Genomic DNA, 21413 nt, shown 5'->3' on the forward strand with positions numbered 1-21413 from the left:
AAACCTATTTCTTATATAATTCACCAAATTAAGAAATAACATAAATTATATCATTATAATTAAACCTTCTCATAATCTGAATCTGCTTGGAAGACAACTAATTTTCATATTAAACAAGAAAACAGGTCATTCTAGTCTGAAAATCAGTAAATGCGACTCTTCCACATCATAAATAGTCTTTACAGCCTGAAATCTACAAAAATTTTGATTATTTTTGTTTTGAAAGGTCATTTTCATCTATTAGCGTATATAATTAATAGTAAGAAGAGGTGGAAAAACATGAAACCAGTTGGAACAGAAGGATTTATATCATTAGAAGAGATTATAGTATCCGAGGAATTCTTATACTCACATCCTAGTGTTGACAAAACCAAGGAAGTTATGGACTATGTTGTTCGGACCGGTAATTTAGATGAACCAATAACAATAAATAGAGATACTAATGTCCTTACAAATGGCTATCGCCGCTACTTAGCAGCTAAAATGGTCGGGATGAATATAGTACCTATCAATTATGAACAATAAGAATACATAAGCTGCAGCGACCATCACTGGTATACAGTATGGTCGTTTTTTTCGTGGATGCCTATATGAAAAATGCTGACCATATCAACTGATCAGCATTTTTTATAGAATTTATTAATTTTTTAATAAACGCAGACTATTAAGGATAACTAAAATCGTGCTTCCTTCATGCCCAATAACTCCATATGGCAAATCAAGGAATTGAAGGAAGTTAGAAGAAATCAGCACCATAATAACTAAAATAGAAAAGACAACATTTTGCTTAATAATTCTGTTCATTTTCTTTGATAACTTAACTGCTTCTGCAATACGCGGTAAGTCATTTTTCATTAATACGACATCTGCTGTTTCGAGTGCAACGTCTGTTCCTTCCCCCATAGCAATCCCTATAGACGCGGTTGCCAGCGCTGGAGCATCATTAATTCCGTCACCAACCATTGCCACTGTACCAAACTGTTCCATTAACTTTTTAATTTCATCAACCTTTGTCTCCGGTAAACACCCAGAAATATACATATCTATATGACTTTCAGCAGCAATTGCTTTCGCTGTTTTTTCACCGTCTCCGGTAAGCATAACCGTACGAATCCCCTCTTTACGAAGAGCATCAATCGCTGCAATTGTTGTATCCCTAACAACGTCTTTAAGTGTCATGATGCCAGCAATGCCTTGTTCATCCTTAACATAGACAACGGTTTTCCCTTGTTCTGCAAGCTTTGGTCCAATTCCATTTTGGAACTGTTCCGATTCGAGGCTGCCCACAAACTCAGCTCTGCCTGCTTGCCAAAGATCACCATTTATCATTCCCTGTACACCGTATCCTGAGATATCTTCCATATTTTCAGGCTTAATAAGTTGTTTATCTATCTTTGACTTGGCATATCGTACTATTGAAGCCGCCAATGGATGGTTCGAATAATTTTCAACGGACGCGACGGTGAATAAAAAATCAGCCTCTAAAAGATCTTCACGAACAACAACATCTGTTACTTCTGGTTTTCCTTTGGTTAGTGTTCCTGTCTTATCAAGAGCTATTGCCTGCAAAGATCCAAGGTTTTCGAGATGGACTCCACCTTTGACTAAAATTCCATGACGAGCACCGTTGGAAATTGCGGATAAGGTAGCTGGCATAATAGATGCGACCAGTGCACATGGGGACGCGACAACGAGCAGGATCATCGCACGGTAAAATGTTTCTGTCCAGCTCCAGCCTAAAACAAAATGCGGCAGGAACATCATTAAGGTAACAACGGCCAAGACAACTTTTACATAGGTACCTTCAAAACGTTCAATAAAAAGCTGTGAAGGTGATTTTTCACTTTGTGCAGATTGAACAAGAAGAATAATTTTTTGAAACAACGTTTCACTGCTAGGCTTAGTAATTTCTACAGTAATGGTTCCTCGTAAATTAACAGTTCCAGCGAATACTTCATCTTTCAAGCTTTTACTGACAGGAAAAGATTCTCCTGTAATCGCGGCTTCATCCAGATTCGTTTTCCCTTCTGTAATGACACCATCAGAAGGTACACGTTCACCAGGTTTAACCAGGATTAAATCACCTATAGCCAAAGCAGAAACGGCTACCTTTTCTTCAAACCCATTATTTATGCGAAGAGCTTCCTCTGGCTGTAAATCCATCAAAGCTGAAATTTCTTTATGGCTTTTGTTCATTGTATAAGTTTCTAGGGCACCGCTTAAGGCAAATATAAAGATCAATATGGCGCCTTCTGTCCAGTAGCCAATGATGGCTGAACCCACTGCGGCAAGGATCATCAACATCTCTACATTCAATTGTTTATCTGCTATTGTATCCTCAATACCCTCCTTCGCCTTGGCGTATCCGCCAATAACGAAAGCTAACAGATAAATAATAATCGATGATGTCTCCATATCAGCCTTAGCTAATATCAAGCCTATAACAATTAATACACCACTAAAAAGAGCGGCAATAAGTTCTATATGTGGTTTAAGTTTATCCAGTATAGAAGCCTCACCAACCTCTTTCTGTCTAAGTGCTTTTGATTCCTCAATCATCATTTTCCCTCCAGTAGTGTTCAATCATTCATCTAGATGAAACTCGTTCTCATTTGAAAGATATCTAATTGAGAAAGATAATCAACTTCATTCTATTTATAAAGCAGGAAAGGCTGCTATCGTTCAAGGAACGAAAACAGCACTATTTAAACAGTTATATAGAAATACATTCATTTTTCTATATTCATATTATCATAATCAACCCAAGAAATAAACAATAATAATTCTAATCTAATAAAAATAATTAAAAATAGAATATGGATAACTTCTATTTAATCTTGCTTTTAATTTGGTACGGTCTGCTCAATGTTGTATGATTTAAGAAAGAAACTAGAGGAGGAATTCCAATGAAAAACGTGCTTAGTCAAATTTTTTCTTTAGGTGTAGGAGCTGCCGTTACGACCAAAGAGCAAATGGAAAAGGTCTTTGAGGACCTCGTTGCAAAGGGTGAATTAAGCCGGGCTGAATCGAAAGAAATGATGGAACAGTTAACCGAAAAGGGAAGTCAAGCTAAGCGGGATCTTGATCATCGCGTTACACTACTCGTTAATAAGACACTTAAAGAATTGAACCTTGCCTCTCAGAATGAAGTTGATGCATTAAAACGGAGAATTGAGCTGTTAGAGCAAAGACTTCACTAATCGTGTAAGGAGGGGTTCATATGATAGGAAAGCGGATGAAACATGCACAGCGCTATCAGGAAATTATCAGTGCTTTTTTAAGGAACGGCTTTGGCTTTCTAGTAAAAGACTTGGGCTTACTGGAGCGCCTTCCATTTCAAAAAAAGGTCATTTCTGATAAAAACTCAAGAAATCGTACGACTGGTGAAAGATTACGTCTCATGCTTCAGGAATTGGGCCCAACCTTTGTAAAGTTAGGACAGATGGCAAGTACTCGACGTGACCTATTACCTGAGGACATCATTTTTGAGCTAGAAAAATTACAAGATCAAGTTTCCCCCTTCAGTTCTCAGCAGGTTCGCCAGATTATTGAGGAAGAATTAGGTGACGATCTCGAAAATTTATATGTTGAGTTTGATGATAAACCACTAGCGACAGCCTCTATTGGGCAGGTTCATATCGCAAGACTGCATACGAATGAACGTGTCGCCGTTAAGGTCCAGCGTCCGCATATTCGGCCTCTAGTAAAAACTGACCTTGAAATACTTGATGATTTGGCTCGTATTATGGAGTCTCGTATTGAACGAGCCAAGCGTTATCAACTGAGAGAAATTATCGAAGAGTTTTCGAAATCACTGTCGCTGGAGCTTGATTATCAAACAGAAGGACGCAATAGTGAAAAAATATCCCGACCTTCATCTGAAGATGAGACAATTAAGGTTCCACGTGTTTATTGGAGCCATACAACTGCTAAAGTCCTGACAATGGAATACATAAATGGTGTAAAAGTCAACAACTTGTCTAGACTCGAAGAAGAAGGGTACAACAGAAAAGTAATCGCCGAACGAATTGCCCATTCAATGCTTCATCAAATACTCATTGAAGGTTTTTTCCATGGTGATCCGCACCCAGGTAATATTGTTATCCTGCCAGGTGATCGTATTGTCTGGATGGACTTTGGTATGGTTGGACGACTTTCTGCAAACATGCAGAATCAATTCGCCTTACTTGCCTTGTCTATGAAGAGCGGCAGTACGAATGGGATTATTAAAGCTATATCCGAAATGGGCGTTATTCCATTTGATACAAACATGTCAGCATTACAAGTAGATATAGATGAATTAAGGGAGAGATACTATGATGTTCCCCTAAGTCAAATCAGTCTTGGCGGTGCAGTAACTGATTTGCTGGCTGTAGCCTACAAACATCAAATCATGATTCCTGCTGAATTAACCATGTTGGCTAAAGCTTTATTAACCGTGGAAGCCCTGGTTGAAATGCTGGACCCAGATTTCAGTATAATGAATGCAGCCGAACCTTTTGGCAAGCAGTTATTAAAAGAACGGTATAATCCAAAGAAAATCGCTGCAAACGCTTGGGAGCATCTTACCGAGTATACTGAAATCCTTGCCGATCTTCCGAAGAAACTACGTGAGGTTGCCTCCACCATTCAAAAAGGCAAAATGCGCCTCGAGATTACCATTCCTGAGTTAAATATATTTTTGAATAAGATGGATCGCATTTCAAATCGACTATCTTTTGCCATTGTCGTGCTCGCTTTCAGTATCATTATGGTCGGCTTAATTATTGGTTCTTCCATTTCAGGCCAAGCATCGCTTCTATGGAAGCTTCCTGTGATTGAAATTGGTTCATGTATTGCCTTACTCATGTTCCTCTGGCTGATCTTCGCCATTTTTAAATCAGGTCGATTTTAGCCATTATTCTTATTGTACAATCATGGGTTTCCGATAATTCGGAGACCCACTTTTTCGATATAAAAGTTAATGAAAAATTCTACTGCGGTTAAATTTCATCCTTACTTTCTCTGTTGCCTTAAAAAATGGTTTTTTCAAGATTAGTCCTATACATAAGGCTGCGGCTACATAGCCTAAAAGAGCAAGAATATTCATCAGCACATTACTCCAGATCATCCCTCCCACGCTTTCTCGCAATAAGTTTATGGCATAGGTAAAAGGCAAAAGCGGATTAATTTTTTGAAAGAAAACAGGTGCGACTTGCACTGGAAAGGTTCCTCCAGAACCTGATATTTGAAGAACCATAATAAGGATACTTAAGCCCTTACCGATATTCCCAAATACAGAGACAAATGTGTAGACAATGGTGATGAAGACAAAACTAATCAGCATGGCAAATAGTATGTACCATAATTTTTCTACTGCATAAATATGGAGAAAAACGATATTACCAACCGAAACGACCAATGCCTGCATGAGTCCAATGACAAGAAAAAGCAACCCGCGTCCTAAATAGATTTGATAGGCATAATACTTTTTATCTGAAACTACATCCACATTCACCAATGCAATGAGCATGGTCCCGCCTACCCATAGAGCAAGGGTCGTATAAAACGGAGACATAGCTGATCCATAGTTTGGAATTGGAAATAAACTATGTTGATTCAACAGCACCGGTTCAGAAAAAAAATCACTTTCTCTTTCGATATCATTTCGTAGAAACTCACTAATTTCATTTAAATTATACATCTTATCGAATTCTCGAATTTTATCAGCCAGTATCGTTATTTTGCTTTTTACCTCCGGATAACGTTTTTGTAATTCTGATAGTTCATTTAGTCGCTTACCAAGTGTTTCATTTGTTGATTTCATTGATGCTTTTATATCAGGAACACTTTCTAAGGCTGCTAGCGAATTCACATCACCTAACACTTGTTCAGCGTCTTCCATAATTCGGTTCAGTTTTGGTGATGTAACCTCTGAATAATTGTTCAATAAATTAGTTGCAATGTTTTTATTTGAATGACTTAAATTTAGGAGTTGTTCCTGATTAAGACTCTTTAAAGCTAGTTGTTGTGAATCTGTCTGGCTGAGTAAAGTATTTAATGCTGCAATTTCATCATCAAGTAAGTTCTTATTGCTAAAGGCATTCATTTTCACCAAAAGACCTTGAAGGCTCCCTGCTAAATCGGCTTGTCGCTTTAATCTCTCATTTCCTTTTTCTCTAACCTGATTTGCTTCAGTTTCCGTCAAGTCTTGGTTACTTAATCCGTTAACCCAATCAGTAAATAAGACACTCTCTGCTTGAACAGTTGTTAAGTTTTCTCGAATAATTGGATCAATGTTTTCAATTGTTTTTTGAAAAGATTCTATATACAGCTTCACCTCTGAAGAAAGCTGTTCTCGCTGATTTGTTAAAGTCTCTAAAGATTCAAAACCATTATCAACTACTTCTAATATCCCTTCTGCTTTTTCTATTTTTTCATCTATCGTTTCCATACTCTGTTCAAGCTCTGGAAGTATCTTTTCAAGTTTAAATACCATTTTCTTCATATTTTCAATACTTGGCAAATCCTGATTCAGTTCAATTCCTAATTCATTAAATATAGTCAAAATTGTACTGCTTGCGGTTTTAATAATGCTTTTACTTACACTGTCAACAATGCTGTTCGCTCCCGTATTCGTTATTTTAGGGGCAATCGCATTTATTTTTTCATTTACATAATAATCAATTTTTGCGTGAGTCGGATTATCATTGATAACCGTTAAGATATGCTCAGAGAAATTTTCTGGAATAACGATTGACGCGTAAAATTTCCCCTTTTTCACCTTTGAAATTGCTTCATCTTCCGTAGTGAACTGCCAGCCAAGCTTTTGATTGCCCTTTAATTCTTGGATAATATCGTTACCGATATTGACTTCTTGATCCTTAAATACTGCACCCTTATCATTGTTTGCAACACCAACGAGTATCCCTTTCGTTTCCCCATAGGGGTCCCAAGAAGCGATAATATTTATCCATGCATAAGCAGAAGGTAAAAGCATTAGAAAGAGGATAATAATACTTACTACCCAGTTTTTATAGATACTTTGAATATCCTCACCGAAAATTTCTAGAATTTGTTTCAAAGTTAATCCCCCGTTAAACCGTATTTACCTTACTATTATTCAGAAAATAGTAAGGTTACATACAGAGGATTTTTTCAACAAAAAAGCAGCGGCCATAAAGCCGCTGCTCTTTTTTATTCTACGACAGGCAACCAGCCTGGTATGTTTATTAATTTATCCCATAGTGGATCAGGAATTACTAGTTCCTGTTGAGCTTGTTTGGACAATGTTGTCCGAATGTCAGCTTCTTCTCCAGCTTCAACTTTTTGAACCCATTTTGGTTCCATTAGTAATTCTCTGCCTAATACGATAAATGGAACGCCCGTGTTTAGTGCATCGACTACCTCGTCAGGTGTATGTAATGATCCGACACCAATAACAGGCACCCTGCTTCCCACTTTTTCATGTATTTTTAAAATACGCGATTCCGATTTATCTTTATCACGGAACGAACCATTCCAGAAATGCATCACTGAAATATGAAGATAATCTAGTTGTTGATTAGCTAGCGTATCAACGAAACTCAGTGTATCTTCAAGTGTAATTCCTGGATTACTGCCTTCTTCCGGTGATAGACGGTATCCGACTATAAAAGGATGTTTCGCAAACTTTGCAACGGTTTTTTTTACTTCAGCAATTACAGCAAGCGGGAAGGCCATTCTTTTTTCTAAAGATCCACCCCATTGATCATTTCTACGATTCGAATGAGGAGAGAAAAACTGCTGAAGTAAATAGGTATTTGCTCCATGAATTTCAACACCGTCATACCCAGCTTCAATCGCTCTTCTAGTTGCTTCACCAAAGTTTTTAATGGTTGCCTGAATTTCTGATTCAGTCATTTCACGCGGTACTTGAGCACCTTTCTGTTCTACTGCAACTGCACTTGCAGAAACAGATTGTTGATCTGGCAGCAAGTCAGGCGGACTCATTCTTCCAGCATGGAAAATTTGCAGAATTGCCTTTGAGCCTTTTGATTGAATCGTATCTGCCAATTTTTTCAGGCTTGGAATAAAACTGTCATCTGCAGCACTGAATTGGCCTGGGAAGCCTTTGCCCCCAGCTTCGATATAAGCTACCGCAGTAATCACTGCACCAACCCCGCCAGAACGTTCACTATAATAAGCAAGTTCTGATTCCGATACTTCATCATTATCCTTTGCTGAATAATTGGTCATTGGGGCTAGCATAATACGGTTTTTTATTTCTACACCCGATGTAAAGGTGAATGGTTCAAATATCTTTTGATAGGTAGATTTCATTTATTTGCTCACTCCTTATATTGTCCCCTGCTAAATCTTAGGAGTCTCCATTTTCATACTTCTTCGTGAAAAAGTCGATAAATGTGCTCACGCAAACTCTCTATAATATGGACTAAAGATAAGAAAAAAACTGTTTACCCGTTTAGGTAAACAGTTTTCTTTATTTGTTGGAGTCAACCCCTAAAATGTATCGACAATCAGCTGACTGATTAAGTTCACTTCTTCTCCTGGTTTCAATTCACGGACTCCTGTTACTGAATCAGGCAGCTCTACATTTGGTGCATTTGTTACCCATGTATATGGTTCAGGGCAGACAAAGCCGTTTAAATCTTTCCCATTTCCATTGAAAAGAACCCAGTGTCCAAAACGTTTATCACATTTATAATGAATCCTAATGCCTTCGTTATGATCTGTAATGACCGCTTCATTAACAAGTTCTGATTCCTTTGCATATCCATAAACATCATCGAAGAGTTTACCAGAAAGCGAGATTCCTTGCTGAAAATCAGCTGCATCTGTCAGCTTGACGATATCGCCAGTAGGAAGCTTGCGTTCACTAAGCGTCCAATGTTCATCTACTGGCAGGGAAACCGTGCAATCCTCAAGTGCTCCGTCTGCTGAGAAGGGCAGATTAAATGTAGTGTGGTAACCCAAACCCCAAGGAAACTTAGTCGTCCCATGATTACTAATCGTTGCGTTTGTTGAAAGGCTACTGCCATCTAATGTATACGTCATCTTTATGGAAAATGAATGAGGAAATTGTTCCGTAATACTAGTATAATCATCGCTGTTGATTTCCGTTACTATCCGAACACTTTCACCATTTTGCTCTTGTTTTATCAATTCCCACGGTTTATCATACAAAAAACCATGAAGATGATTATTATGTTTTTCTTCGTTAATAGCAAATTGATAAGTTAGGTCGCCATATGTAAACATACCACGGTCTATTCTGTTTGGCGGGAAAAGGATTGGCATGCCATAGAGACAGGGGTTTTTTTCATACTGACTCTTACTTTCAGGGACCCGCAATAAGTCAGCGTTCTTTGACTTCGATTTCAATGAAATTAGATTGCTGCCTAATCCAGGTACAAGTACCGCTTCAAGCTGACTATTACCAAACACGATTGCTTTTTCACCGAAATACTGACTTTCTTTTATATAACTAGACATTTCACATCCTCCATTCTACAGTTATTGTACCTTAAAATTTTGCAAAGATTCACATATTTCCTTTGTGTTACCGTAAACTTCTTGATAGATTGTGAACAGCTTTCGATAACTGCTAACCGCTTCAGGATTCGGCTCATAAATAGACGCTGTGCCGATGAATGTTTTAGAACAGTCTTCAAGCGATTCAAACCAACCTGAACCGACGGCTGCCAAGATAGCAGCTCCCATTGCAGGCCCTTGTTCACTCGTAAGCGTCAACACTTGTGCGTTAAAAATATCAGCCTGCATTTGCAGCCAAACTGGATTCTTTGCTCCCCCGCCAATTGAAACAATCGATCCAATTTTTTTCCTTGGCTTCGGAAGATTTCAAGTGATTCCTGAAGTGAAAACGTGATACCCTCCATCACGGCCTTAGCAAAATGTTTCTTTGTATGTGTCTCATCCATTCCAATAAAACTGGCACGTATTGAAGAATCAGCATGCGGCGTCCGCTCTCCATATAAATAAGGAGTAAATAATAGACCACCAGATCCGATGGGTAGTTCCCCTAATCCTTCTGTTAAATCCTCAAATGTCTCGCCATCAGCAAAGGTTTCCTTAAACCACTTTAAACTCTGACCGGCAGAAAGTGTCACCCCCATCGTATAATAGGCATCTTCTTTCCCATGGTTAAAGAAGTGGACCTTACCAGCAAAATCACGGTTTTTTTCTTCCTCATACGATAATATAACACCGGAAGTACCAATACTACACAGTGTTTTCCCATGCGACACGATACCAGCTCCAATAGCTCCGCACGCATTATCCGCACCACCGGCCACTATTTTTGTATCTGTAGACAGTCCCGTTTGATCAGCAATCTCCGGTATCAAGTTTCCAACACACGCACTCGATTCAACAAGAGGCGGGCAAATAGACAGCGGGATAGAAAATTGCGCGGCTATTTCTTCGCTCCAGTTTTTGTTGATTACATCCAACAGTAAAGTACCAGCTGCATCCGAATAGTCCATGTGTATGGATCCAGTTAATCGGAAACGCAAATAATCTTTAGGAAGCATAAATACAGCGGCTTTCGCGAATAATTCTGGTTCATGCTGCTGAACCCACAACAGCTTTGGCAAGGTAAATCCTTCAAGAACAGCATTTTTCGTAACTGCAAGTACCGTATCTCCGAATTCCCGAACGATTTGCTGACATTGAGGAGTCGTGCGTGTATCGTTCCAAAGAATTGCATTTCTAAGTACCTGCATATTCTCATCCAGTAAGACTAGCCCATGCATCTGGCCAGAAAAACTAATTCCTTCAATATCTGAAGCCGAAACACCAGAGCAATCAGTTATTTCCTTTAACGACTTAACGGTTTGACTGACCCATTCTTCCGGATTTTGTTCACTATAACCAGTCTTTGCGTGAATGAGTGGATATTCTTGTGACGACTCCGCACATACTTCACCCTGTTGATTCACCAATATCGATTTAACTGAACTTGTTCCCAAGTCAATTCCAATTACGTATTTCATCTACTCTTCTCCTTTGTTAAAAAAAGGGCAGAATAATGAACAATTCTACCCTTTCCTTCTATATTATATAGCCATTACATTTATGCTTCAAAAATGTACTGATTAATCGTAGAACGAAGCAACTCAATACGACCCGATTCATTCTTGATTTGATCATGTTCAAGCGCATACTTTTCAAGCATTTTGAAGTCCACTTTCCCTTCAACGATATCTAAGCCAATACCTTCAGTAAAGCTGCTATAACGTTTTGCTATTGCATCTTCGAATACACGGTCTGTACGCAAATTATGAGCTGCTTTTAATCCTCTTGCAAAGCTGTCCATACCTGCAATATGAGCGTACACTAAATCCTCAGGATCAATTGAAGATCTGCGTGTCTTCGCATCGAAGTTCAATCCGCCAGAACCGATTCCGCCATTTTCAAGTACTTCGTACATGGCCAGTGTTGAGGTATAAATATCAGTTGGGAATTCATCTGTATCCCAGCCAAGCAATGGGTCACCTTGGTTTGCATCAAGTGAACCTAAAGCGCCATTTAATCGAGCTACTCTGATTTCATGTTCGAATGTATGCCCAGCAAGAGTCGCATGGTTAGCTTCAATATTCATTTTGAAATGGTCGCTTAAATCATACTTTTGTAAAAACTGAAGAGCAGTCGCAACATCAAAATCATATTGATGCTTGGTTGGCTCCTTTGGTTTCGGTTCAATTAAGAATTGACCGGTATAGCCAATTTCTTTGGCATAATCTACAGCAAGGTGCATAAAACGTGCCAAGTTATCAAGCTCAAGCCCCATATTGGTATTCAATAACGAATCATAACCTTCACGACCGCCCCAGAATACGTAGTTTTCTGAACCCAATTCCTTCGCAACTTCAAGCCCTTTTTTAACTTTTGCAGCACTATAAGCGAATACATCTGCATTACTTGACGTTGCTGCCCCGTGTACATAACGTGGATTGGTAAACATATTGGCTGTATTCCATAATAATTTCACACCACTTGCTTTCATATAATCCTTTAATACAGCAACCATTTGATCTGTATTTTGGAAGCTTTCCCGTAAGGTATCACCTTCTGGAGCAATATCCACATCATGAAATGCATAATATGGCATATCCAGCTTGCCGAATAGTTCAAACGCAGCTTCAGCACGAGCTTTTGATTGATCCATTCCTTGAAATTTATCCCATGGACGCAGCATCGTACCAGCACCAAATGGATCTGATCCATCCGCATTAAATGTATGCCAATATGCCATAGAAAAACGCAAATGTTCTTTCATTGTTTTCTCACCGATGACTTCCTCGGGGTTATAATACTTAAACGCGAACGGGTTTTTTGAAGCTCCTCCTTCAAATTTAACTTGTTGAATGTCATTAAAATACTTTGTCATGTTAGTTCCTCCTCAGATTATTTTTTCTTTTTTGTTAAAATGGACTAAAACACTGCCAATACATAGGATGCCGGATACAATAGCACCTAGTTTGAACCGAGCACAAACACCCGTTTTAGCAACATTCATTTGCATGCTCAGCCATACCACGGTAAATTGTAAACGCTGTCATCAAGCATAAAAAAATAAACGACTTACTTTGTTGTTCGCCTAAACTAACTTATGTTCAAATAATAAGCCAAATGTTTTGAAAATACAATACTTTTTTAGAAATATTTGATAAGTTATAATCAATTAGGTAGAATTTGTGTTTTATTGCATATACTTAATTTAGTCAATATATAAAGTAGGTGAATGTTTAATGATTAGCGCAGACCAAGCACTTGTAAAAAAAATGAATAAAAAGCTCGTTTTACGAGAAATCATACATACTTCGCCTGTCTCTCGAGCCAAGCTTTCCGAAGTTACTGGGCTGAACAAAACCACAGTATCCTCACAAGTAGCAGATTTACTTGATGACAACCTGATATTTGAAATTGGTCAGGGTCTTTCCAGCGGGGGAAGGCGTCCAGTTATGCTCGTCTTCAATAAGAATGCAGGTTTTACGATAGGAATAGATCTAGGCGTTGATTATCTCACCATTGTATTAACCGATTTAGAAGGGACCATTGTCTCTGAATCGCATCAAAAAATAGATTCAACGTTACCCTGCGATCTTCAGAAATTAATGATTACACTGCTTGAAAAACAAATCTCAGTCATCCCTGATTCTCGATACGGCTTAATTGGCATCTGTTTAGGTGTACCGGGTCTCGTAAATAATGACCAAGAACTAACCTTCACACCTAATTCGAATTGGAGTGAAATCCCTTTTAAACAAATCCTTGAACAAACATTTCAGGTCCCTGTATTTGTAGAAAATGAAGCCAATACAGGAGCTTATGGGGAAAAGGAATATGGAGCCGCTAAACATTTTAAAAATATTGTTTATGTCAGTATTAATGCTGGAATTGGAACCGGCGTCATCCAAAATAACGAACTGTTAAAAGGTAAAAACGGCTTATTTGGTGAGATGGGACATACAGTCATTGATTTCAATGGGCCTCGATGTACGTGTGGAAACCGAGGATGTTGGGAACTCTATGCCTCTGAAAAAGCCTTACACCAATCATTAATGAGCAATAATCAGACAGTAATGTGGCAGGATATTCTGCACCGAGCAAAACAAAACGACCCCCAAGTCTTACAAGCGCTCGATACCTTCGGCTTTTATCTTGGGATTGGACTAAAAAATATCATCAATACATTTGATCCTGAAGTCATTATTTTGCGAAATCGTATCATCGAAGCCTTCCCACAGGTCCTTAATTCGATTAGACATACCTTAGTTCCAAATCATACACATGCTCCTGATGTTAATATACTCCTTGTCTCAGCCCTTAAGCATAACGCCACTGCTCTAGGTGCTGCAGCCATCATGATTAAACACTTTATTGACGGGGTCACAGCGTAGTATATATGCAGGGTTGGGTGTCTTACCGGGTATTTTATTTTACTCAGGTTCAGACAGGATGACGTCCCAAATCTAAAAGAAAACAACAAAAAAACAGGCTATTAGAGCTTCTTCGCTCTAATAGCCTGTTTCAATTGATTATAAGCGTCTAACGTGTCCAGTAAATACACCTTTCCAGTATCCGCTTGTCATGCTGGCAATGGCTACACCAGTTGAGCTTTGAGATCCGATGAATTTACCACCGCCTACATAGATTCCTACGTGGCCGTCTGTTTTGTAGGTATTAAAGAACACCATATCTCCAGGCTGCATTTGACTAGCTGAGATTTTTGTACCGTAACCTTTTAATGTATCTGTACTGATTGCACCCATAGAACCTACGTTAATGCCGGCTTGTGAATAAGCCCATCGTACGAATGCAGAACAATCAAAGCGTCCATTATTGATATCGGATTGTGTGCGTCCGCCGCCAAAAACATAAACAGAATTGCCGATATACTTATTACCTGCAGTCACTGCTGCACTTAAGTTCCGTACAGGTGCTACCGGTGCTGGTGCTGGTGCTGCTGATGGAGCCTCAGTCTTCTCTGTTGTTGATGATTTTTTACTCACTGCTTTTTCTGTTGGTGAACTTGATTTATTAGTTGGTTCTGCTTTCTCTGTTTTTACAGATACAGTAGTTTTTGTTGAAGCTGCTGTTTGTTTTTGCTCTTGAGCAGCAATGTGTTTTGCTTCAGCCTTTTCAGCGGCACGTTGTTTTGCAGCTTCTGCTTCAGCGATACGAACTTTTTCTTTAACCATATCCTGTTGAATAGAAGTAACTTGAGCGGCAAGATCTGCATCCTTTTCTTTTAAATCAGAAATAATCGCTGCAGCTGCTGTTTCCTTTGCAGCAAGATTTTTACTCAATTCGATACTCTGGTCTTTTTGATCATTTATTTGAGCAAGCATTCCTTCCAGCTCAGTTTTCATGTTAGTTAAATCAGCTAGTTTCTTTTCAACTGCTGCTTGTTTTTCTTCTAGTTCTTTTTTATCTGCCTCGTGCTCTTCCAAAATGGTTCGATCCGCATCAACCATTGTTGCAACTGCGCCAACACGGCTGAGTAAATCGCCGAAGTTTGAAGAACCTAACAATACTTCAAGGTAATTGACATCCCCGCCGCTCTTCTGGAAAGCAATTGCCCGTTCTTTAAGAATTTCATTACGCTTTTGAATTCGTTCTTTTAACTCAGCAATATCTTTATCGAGTTGTGTAATTTCCTGATTCGTTTCTTCTATATCACTTTTTGTTTCAGTGATTTTTGCTTGATTGTCTTTTATCGCTTGGTCAATTCGTTTAATTTGCGCAGTTAATTGCACTTGTTCATCTTGAAGTTTAGAGATTTTCGCGACTGCAGTGTCAATTTCGGATTGAATGCCTGTACGCTCTCCCTGAATAGTATGTTGCTGTTTCTCTAAGTCATTGATAGATTCTGCATTTACTGAAGGGATTGAAACAAAAGTCCCTAATCCAAGTAGAATAGTAGTATTCAGTACGATAAGCTTTTTCTTCAATTTCATTTTCCCCTGCTTTCTTCTCTATTTGCTAGAGTATCTCTATTTTTATATGTAAAAATATATTATTAAAGTAGTAAATATTTCACCCACAAAAAGTAGTATAGCACTTGAATTTATCAATCTCGTAATAATAACATTACATTTATATTTCATTCGTTACATTAAACTACATATTTCTACTAAAATCTTACTATTCTCCGTGTTTAATGGAAAAAGTAGGTTTTCTATTAAATTTTCCGGTTACTTTCTTACTATAAATTTCATTTTATATATGACAGTCCACTTTTTTTGCAAACAAAAAGCCAGACCTAAAAGTCTGACTTTTTGTCATTTAATGATGATGGTGATGCTCTTTTGAAGGATTGGTGATTTCAAAACCCGCTTCCGGCACATAGAAGTATTTAATCCACACACCATCTAAAAATTCTTCACGGCTGTCAAGCAGCACATCAATTTCTTTGTCTGTTTTTACAATTACATCATGTTCTTTTGGTTTATCCAATTTGTAATCATAGTGAGCATGGTCCCCATGCATATGGGTAATGAAAACACGAATGTATTTCCCTTCAGCTTCTTCACTGCTTAAAAGCTGTTTCAAAACCTTCGCTGCATTCCGATTGATTTTAACGTTCATCTGCTGATCCTCCACTTATTCATCAATATTTACCGTGTAATGCTTGTTGAGCCAAGATTAGTGAACCAATGATTCCAGAATTGTTGCCTAAACCAGGACTCACAATATAGTCCTGAAGATTAGGCGTATCTACATACCCTTTTAGCACAGTCTCTAATTGCTTACGGATTTTCGGAAACACTTGTTGCTGCTTCATGACCCCGCCGCCAAGAATAATTTTCTGAGGAGAGAGAATTAAGATAAAGTTCATAAGTGCTTGTGCGATATAATAAGCTTCTAACTCCCATACATCACTTCGTTCTTCAAGCTCATTAGCTTTCATTCCATAGCGTGCTTCGATAGCGGGCCCCGCTGCTAACCCTTCGAAGCAATCAATATGATAAGGGCATTTGCCTTGGTAGTAATCTTCAGGATGCCTTCTAATTAATATATGCCCCATTTCAGGATGCGAGTGTCCCTGCAGTAATTTCCCGCCGACTAATGCTCCTGCACCTATGCCTGTCCCGATGGTCATATATAAACAGCTGTCAAGTCCTTTTGCCGCTCCGTAAGTCCCTTCACCTAATGCGGCTGCATTTACATCAGTATGAAAACCTATTGGTACATTAAAATGCTCTTTCATTTTAGAAACAATTGGATAGTTTATCCATCCTTGCTTGGGTGTCGAAGTAATAAATCCATACGTTGGGCTTTCTCGATTTACATCAATTGGACCGAATGATCCTATTCCAAGGGCTTCTATGTCATATGCATGAAAAAAGCGTATGACTTCTTCCATTGTTTCTGCAGGGAACGTTGTTGGAATCTCAACTCGTTCTCTTATCTCACCAGTATGATCACCAATTGCACAAACAAATTTTGTTCCTCCTGCTTCGATACCGCCTACTAATGCCATGTCTCTCCCACCTTCTTATTTGCTTATGGACACGGTTGTAAAAACAAACTTGTCATAACGATGTCGTGAAAATGAATATTCAAAGGGTATGCCATTATTTAAAAAGCCAACTTGCTCCACTTCAAGAACCGGGTCTGTCGGGTGACAGTCTAGATATTGTTGATCTAATATATTTGACTTGTCTGCCCGAATCTTACGATGAGCACCGCCTATTTTTAATTCTAGTGACTGATGAATATAATTATAAATGGATGCATAAAGCACCTCTTCATTCAATCCAGGTATTAATGCAACCGGCATATACGTTTTTTCAATAACATACGGTTCATCATCAACATATCTCAATCGAATAATCGAATAAACAGGCGTATCTTTCTTAATTGACAAGTGTCTAGCAACCTCATCAGAAGGGAATTGCACCTCAAAAGAAACGATTTTACTGTCCACTTTTTTGCCAAGAACCAAATTTGAAAGGCCCTTGGAATCTTCACTAATCACATTAACCGTTTCATCACGTAACGGAGCTTGAACAATAAATGTACCGTGACCGCGCTTTCGAAGCATTAGTCCTTCGGCGACTAAAATATCCAGTGCCCGTTTCATTGTCATTCGGCTGCAATTAAACTCCGCTGCCAATGTTAGCTCATCAGGAATTGGTAAGTCAGCTGGATAATATTCCGTATGAATGCGGTTTCTCATTTCTTCTGAAATTGCTTCGTATTTATTCATTCTATACACTCCAACCATTTTCTTCATTATAATAGATTTTCCCTAACAGTATATAATTTCAGCATCCAAAAATAGTAAACAGAGTTCTGAGCAATGCGCTAAAAGTATAGGCTGCATTCTCAAAACTCTGTTTCACTATATATTAAAATCCATTATTTGCAGCAACATCCTTAAACCAATAACCGCTTTTCTTAACGGTTCGTTCGTTATCTTTGTCTAAATTCACAGAAACAAATCCATAACGGTTTTTATAGGCATTGCTCCAAGACCAGTTATCCATGAATGTCCATAAGTGATAGCCTTTAACATTCGAACCCTCTAACAGAGCCTTATGAACCCATTTTAAATGTTCACTGATAAAGTCAATTCGGTAATCATCTTCAATCATACCATCTTCGTTACGGAAACGCTCTTCTCCTTCAACACCCATCCCATTTTCAGAAATGAAGCATTCAATGTTTCCATAATTCTCTTTTAAATTGATTAAAATATCATAGACGCCTTTTTCGTAAATTTCCCAACCGCGGTAAACATTCATTTTACGACCAGGCATAATGTAGTTATCAAAATAACGATCCGGCATAAACGGTGAATCAGGATTTGGAAGATTATCCTTCGCCTTCACACGTCTTGGCTGATAATAATTAACGCCAAGCAGATCAACTGTGTTCTCATTAATAATGGCTAAATCACCGTCTTCGATAACAGGCAGATAGCCTTCCTCCTTCAGAATATCCACCAGTTCTGTTGGGAATGTTCCTTTAACAGACGGATCAAGGAATGAACGGTTGAAGAAGGCATCACACAATACTGAAGCTTTTAAATCAGCCGGGTGCTGGCTTCTTGGGTATGAAGGTGTTAAGTTCAGGATAATCCCAATCTTTCCATCAAGTTTCATAGACTTATAGATTTTAATCGCTTTTGCACTTGATAGAATTGTATGATAAGCAACTTGAACTGCTTTCCGGAAATTAACTTCGTTTGGATAATGGAAATCATACAAATATCCACCTTCAACAGGTACAATCGGTTCATTATGTGTGAACCATTTCTTCACTCGATCACCGAATAGGCTGAAACATGTTTCTGCATATTTTTCATAGGCATCTACCGTTTCACGATTATTCCAGCCCCCAGTTTCCTGTAAAGCCAATGGCATATCAAAATGATAAAGATTAACAAATGGCTCAATCTCTGCGGCAATTAGTGCATCAATTACATTGTTATAAAATTCTACTGCCTTCTCATTCATTTCCCCTTTTCCCTCAGGGAATAACCTTGACCAGGAAATAGATAGTCTGAATGAATTGTGACCGATTTCCTTCATTAACTGGATGTCTTCTTTATATTTATAATAGAACTGTGAAGTGTCTTGAGGACCTACTCCATCAAAAAAACGATTCGCTTCTATTTCAAACCAGTGATCCCAAATATTCTTTCCTTTACCATCAAGATCAGCTGCCCCCTCAGTTTGGGTTGCGGATGCCGAAGATCCCCACCAAAAGTCTTCAGGAAATTTGAATTGAATTGATTCATTATTTATTCGTGTCATATAAATCCTCCCTCTCATTCTCTAATCGATGTCTCAGATTTACCGCCTGATTAGGCAGATCTATTTTCTAGGTGAACCCAGCTTTTTATGATGCTTTATTCAATTCTTCTTTTTCTTTTTTAATATTTACTCCATCAATAATTTTCAAGAATGGGAACCAGATGGCAAAAACAATGAAGAAGTTAACAATCTGCAGCAGCGAGCCCATTAGGGAATTCGTTGCTAAGTATCCGCTTATTCCAATTGGCACTGTCCACGGTACCGTTACTCCTGTAGTTTTAGGCACTATCCCTGTTGCGAAAGCAAAATACGTAACAGCAGTAACAATCATCGGTGCTAAAATCCAAGGTACAATAATCATTGGATTCATTACAATTGGCAAACCGAAAATAATTGGTTCGTTTACGTTAAAGATACCAGGACCAGCACCAAGTTTGGCTACTTGTTTCATCTGCTTGCTTCTCATAAAGACAAGGATCGCCACGATAACAGCCAGCGTCATTCCTGTACCACCCATTCCGACTGTAAACACATCCATAAATGACTTAGTCACAATGTTTGGCAGTTCCCCGCCTTGAACAAATTTATCATAGTTTTCTAGAGCTAATGTATTCCAGATTGGATCCATAACTGAGTTGATGATAATCTGGCCATGCAGACCAAAGAACCAAAGAAGCTGAATAACGAACACAGCAATTAATGTTGGAATCAACCCTCCACCAAGACCTACAAGCGGTGCTTGAATCACATCATAGATAAAGTCATGAAGATTTGTATTAAATGCTTGTGTAACAAGAACATTAATGAATAAAAAGATTGTTAATGTAATTAATGCTGGGAATAAGGCAGCAAACGATTTCGCGACAGCCGGCGGTACTCCTGCTGGCATCTTAATAGTTAAGTCCTTCTGAACCGCTCTTCTATAAATCTCACCTGCTAGAAAGGCTGTTATCATTCCTAAGAACATTCCTTTGGCTCCAAGGCGATCAAGCGGTATAACATTTGTAACAGCACCTGCATCTGTCTCTATCATAAATGGTGTTAAGATCAAAAACGAAGCAAGAGCAATCACGCCTCCAAAAACAGCTTCCACTTCGTAGCTTTTTGATAGATAGTATCCTATACCAAAGACAACGAACACGGACATAATCCCCATGGTTGCCTGTGAAGCAATCCCGAATGACGATTGGAAAGAAGCAATAAACTCATCACTTAAAAATTTATTTAAAAATGGCAGATTGGTTAATACTACAACGATAGAACCAAATATTGTTAATGGGAACGCTAACATAAATGCATCACGTATAACTTGTAGATAGCGATTGTTATTCAACTTGCCCGCAATCGGAATTAGAAACTGACTAAATTTCTCAAACATAAATTTCCCTCCCTTATCAATGGGTATTTCTTTTTATAAATTCTTAGCTTTAAAAATTTCGAGTAATTCGATAACAAGTTCCTTCATCGTAAGCGTTGACATTAAATGATCCTCGGCATGCATAAATAACATTGAGAACTCTACTTTTTCGCCCTGTGCTTCTTTTTGAACCATTTTGAAATGAATACCATGTGCAGCATTTAAGTCTTCTTCAGCTTGTGTTAATAAACTTTCTGCTTCTTCAACATTGCCTTCACGGTATTCACGAAGAGATTGGATTACCTTGCTGCGCGCGTTGCCGCTATGAAGAATAAGTTGAAAATTAATTTGTTCACTAGTAAGTTCTTCTAAGTTAATATCCATTATTTTTTCCCCATTAAGGCCAATGCCTGTTCATATGCTTTTTTACCATCTGCTAATCCGTATGCCATCATATCAATCACATCAACATTGATATTGTATTGAGCAGCTTCTTTTTGCAGTTCTTTTTTCAAGAAACTCATTTGTGGTCCGATTAACACAACATCTGCTTCTGCCATATCTTGTTTCGCTTGATTTTGACCGACTGCCCAAATTTTCGCTTCATCACCGATAGATTCTGCATACGCTTCCATCTTTGTCACAAGTAAACTAGTAGACATACCTGAACTACATGCTAGTAAAATTCTATTCATTGATAATCAAACTCCTTCAATTCATAATTTTTAGTTTGTTAAGCGGTTACAACTTTATTATAGCCAGTTAAAAATAAATGTCTAGTCATT

17 protein-coding genes and 1 pseudogene are annotated in these 21413 nt (G+C 38.4%); 4 read left to right on the plus strand and 14 right to left on the minus strand.

Features of this window, described 5'->3' with window-relative positions; all coding sequences use genetic code 11:
- Positions 1–279 precede the first annotated feature (279 nt).
- Complete coding sequence (locus WYK_RS07575) at positions 280–525, plus strand: ParB N-terminal domain-containing protein (RefSeq protein WP_051387378.1); 246 nt, start codon at positions 280–282, stop codon at positions 523–525.
- A 114-nt stretch (positions 526–639) separates the two neighbouring features.
- Here WYK_RS07575 and WYK_RS07580 read toward each other — a convergent pair whose 3' ends face one another.
- Complete coding sequence (locus WYK_RS07580; protein ID WP_152526435.1) at positions 640–2559, minus strand: heavy metal translocating P-type ATPase; 1920 nt, start codon at positions 2557–2559, stop codon at positions 640–642.
- A gap of 347 nt (positions 2560–2906) precedes the next feature.
- Here WYK_RS07580 and WYK_RS07585 point away from each other — a divergent pair, with 347 nt between their 5' ends.
- Together WYK_RS07585 and WYK_RS07590 are read left to right on the plus strand one after the other, a co-directional pair.
- Positions 2907–3200 (plus strand): phasin family protein, encoded by a 294-nt coding sequence (locus tag WYK_RS07585; protein WP_040373936.1) that lies wholly within the window; start codon positions 2907–2909, stop codon positions 3198–3200.
- Between the two features lie 20 nt (positions 3201–3220).
- Entirely contained in the window at positions 3221–4894 is a 1674-nt protein-coding gene (locus WYK_RS07590) for an ABC1 kinase family protein (RefSeq protein WP_040373937.1), read from the plus strand.
- A 66-nt stretch (positions 4895–4960) separates the two neighbouring features.
- Here the strand turns inward: WYK_RS07590 and WYK_RS07595 are convergent, their stop codons facing one another.
- From WYK_RS07595 to xylA, 5 genes and pseudogenes are all read right to left on the minus strand, one after another.
- Positions 4961–7063 (minus strand): YhgE/Pip domain-containing protein, encoded by a 2103-nt coding sequence (locus WYK_RS07595; RefSeq protein WP_040373938.1) that lies wholly within the window; start codon positions 7061–7063, stop codon positions 4961–4963.
- Between the two features lie 113 nt (positions 7064–7176).
- Positions 7177–8301, minus strand: coding sequence for an NADH-dependent flavin oxidoreductase (locus WYK_RS07600; RefSeq protein ID WP_040373939.1), 1125 nt, complete (start codon positions 8299–8301; stop codon positions 7177–7179).
- A 180-nt stretch (positions 8302–8481) separates the two neighbouring features.
- Complete coding sequence (locus WYK_RS07605) at positions 8482–9474, minus strand: aldose 1-epimerase (protein ID WP_040373940.1); 993 nt, start codon at positions 9472–9474, stop codon at positions 8482–8484.
- 21 nt (positions 9475–9495) lie between these two features.
- Positions 9496–10994 (minus strand): annotated as a pseudogene (gene xylB / locus WYK_RS07610) (xylulokinase).
- Between the two features lie 80 nt (positions 10995–11074).
- Entirely contained in the window at positions 11075–12391 is a 1317-nt protein-coding gene (gene xylA / locus WYK_RS07615) for a xylose isomerase (protein ID WP_040373941.1), read from the minus strand.
- 361 nt (positions 12392–12752) lie between these two features.
- Here xylA and WYK_RS07620 point away from each other — a divergent pair, with 361 nt between their 5' ends.
- Positions 12753–13904, plus strand: coding sequence for an ROK family transcriptional regulator (locus tag WYK_RS07620; protein ID WP_040373942.1), 1152 nt, complete (start codon positions 12753–12755; stop codon positions 13902–13904).
- A gap of 138 nt (positions 13905–14042) precedes the next feature.
- On the opposite strand, the gene WYK_RS07625 is transcribed toward WYK_RS07620, so the two are convergent.
- The 8 genes from WYK_RS07625 to WYK_RS07660 form a co-directional block, all read right to left on the minus strand.
- On the minus strand, positions 14043–15464 hold the full coding sequence (locus WYK_RS07625; RefSeq protein ID WP_051387379.1) for a coiled-coil domain-containing protein: 1422 nt from the start codon (positions 15462–15464) through the stop codon (positions 14043–14045).
- A gap of 328 nt (positions 15465–15792) precedes the next feature.
- A complete protein-coding gene (locus WYK_RS07630; RefSeq protein WP_040373944.1) occupies positions 15793–16095 on the minus strand; it encodes an iron-sulfur cluster assembly accessory protein in 303 nt (100 codons plus the stop codon).
- Between the two features lie 22 nt (positions 16096–16117).
- Positions 16118–16990 (minus strand): ROK family protein, encoded by an 873-nt coding sequence (locus WYK_RS07635; RefSeq protein WP_040373945.1) that lies wholly within the window; start codon positions 16988–16990, stop codon positions 16118–16120.
- Positions 16991–17005: 15 nt separating this feature from the next.
- On the minus strand, positions 17006–17719 hold the full coding sequence (locus tag WYK_RS07640) for a GntR family transcriptional regulator (protein ID WP_040373946.1): 714 nt from the start codon (positions 17717–17719) through the stop codon (positions 17006–17008).
- A gap of 142 nt (positions 17720–17861) precedes the next feature.
- A complete protein-coding gene (locus WYK_RS07645; RefSeq protein WP_040373947.1) occupies positions 17862–19271 on the minus strand; it encodes a glycoside hydrolase family 1 protein in 1410 nt (469 codons plus the stop codon).
- 85 nt (positions 19272–19356) lie between these two features.
- A complete protein-coding gene (gene celB / locus WYK_RS07650) occupies positions 19357–20649 on the minus strand; it encodes a PTS cellobiose transporter subunit IIC (protein WP_040373948.1) in 1293 nt (430 codons plus the stop codon).
- A gap of 33 nt (positions 20650–20682) precedes the next feature.
- Positions 20683–21012: a PTS lactose/cellobiose transporter subunit IIA gene (locus WYK_RS07655; RefSeq protein WP_040373949.1), complete on the minus strand. Its 330-nt coding sequence runs from the start codon at positions 21010–21012 to the stop codon at positions 20683–20685.
- Entirely contained in the window at positions 21012–21323 is a 312-nt protein-coding gene (locus WYK_RS07660; protein WP_040373950.1) for a PTS sugar transporter subunit IIB, read from the minus strand. Before WYK_RS07660 ends, WYK_RS07655 begins: the two co-directional genes overlap by 1 nt.
- Positions 21324–21413: the final 90 nt, after the last annotated feature.

This window comes from Peribacillus psychrosaccharolyticus ATCC 23296 (genome assembly GCF_000305495.1).
Taxonomy (GTDB): Bacteria; Bacillota; Bacilli; order Bacillales; family DSM-1321; genus Peribacillus; species Peribacillus psychrosaccharolyticus.

What these genes read in the sequence shown, in the direction of transcription:
- WYK_RS07645 (WP_040373947.1), bottom strand. Translation starts at nt 19,271, where the DNA reads ATGACACGAATAAATAATGAATCAATTCAATTCAAATTTCCTGAAGAC.
- WYK_RS07580 (WP_152526435.1), bottom strand. Translation starts at nt 2,559, where the DNA reads ATGATTGAGGAATCAAAAGCACTTAGACAGAAAGAGGTTGGTGAGGCT.
- WYK_RS07635 (WP_040373945.1), bottom strand. Translation starts at nt 16,990, where the DNA reads ATGGCATTAGTAGGCGGTATCGAAGCAGGAGGAACAAAATTTGTTTGT.
- WYK_RS07590 (WP_040373937.1), top strand. Translation starts at nt 3,221, where the DNA reads ATGATAGGAAAGCGGATGAAACATGCACAGCGCTATCAGGAAATTATC.
- xylA (WP_040373941.1), bottom strand. Translation starts at nt 12,391, where the DNA reads ATGACAAAGTATTTTAATGACATTCAACAAGTTAAATTTGAAGGAGGA.
- WYK_RS07630 (WP_040373944.1), bottom strand. Translation starts at nt 16,095, where the DNA reads ATGAACGTTAAAATCAATCGGAATGCAGCGAAGGTTTTGAAACAGCTT.
- celB (WP_040373948.1), bottom strand. Translation starts at nt 20,649, where the DNA reads ATGTTTGAGAAATTTAGTCAGTTTCTAATTCCGATTGCGGGCAAGTTG.
- WYK_RS07605 (WP_040373940.1), bottom strand. Translation starts at nt 9,474, where the DNA reads ATGTCTAGTTATATAAAAGAAAGTCAGTATTTCGGTGAAAAAGCAATC.
- WYK_RS07660 (WP_040373950.1), bottom strand. Translation starts at nt 21,323, where the DNA reads ATGAATAGAATTTTACTAGCATGTAGTTCAGGTATGTCTACTAGTTTA.
- WYK_RS07600 (WP_040373939.1), bottom strand. Translation starts at nt 8,301, where the DNA reads ATGAAATCTACCTATCAAAAGATATTTGAACCATTCACCTTTACATCG.
- WYK_RS07640 (WP_040373946.1), bottom strand. Translation starts at nt 17,719, where the DNA reads ATGAATAAATACGAAGCAATTTCAGAAGAAATGAGAAACCGCATTCAT.
- WYK_RS07585 (WP_040373936.1), top strand. Translation starts at nt 2,907, where the DNA reads ATGAAAAACGTGCTTAGTCAAATTTTTTCTTTAGGTGTAGGAGCTGCC.
- WYK_RS07575 (WP_051387378.1), top strand. Translation starts at nt 280, where the DNA reads ATGAAACCAGTTGGAACAGAAGGATTTATATCATTAGAAGAGATTATA.
- WYK_RS07625 (WP_051387379.1), bottom strand. Translation starts at nt 15,464, where the DNA reads ATGAAATTGAAGAAAAAGCTTATCGTACTGAATACTACTATTCTACTT.
- WYK_RS07655 (WP_040373949.1), bottom strand. Translation starts at nt 21,012, where the DNA reads ATGGATATTAACTTAGAAGAACTTACTAGTGAACAAATTAATTTTCAA.
- WYK_RS07620 (WP_040373942.1), top strand. Translation starts at nt 12,753, where the DNA reads ATGATTAGCGCAGACCAAGCACTTGTAAAAAAAATGAATAAAAAGCTC.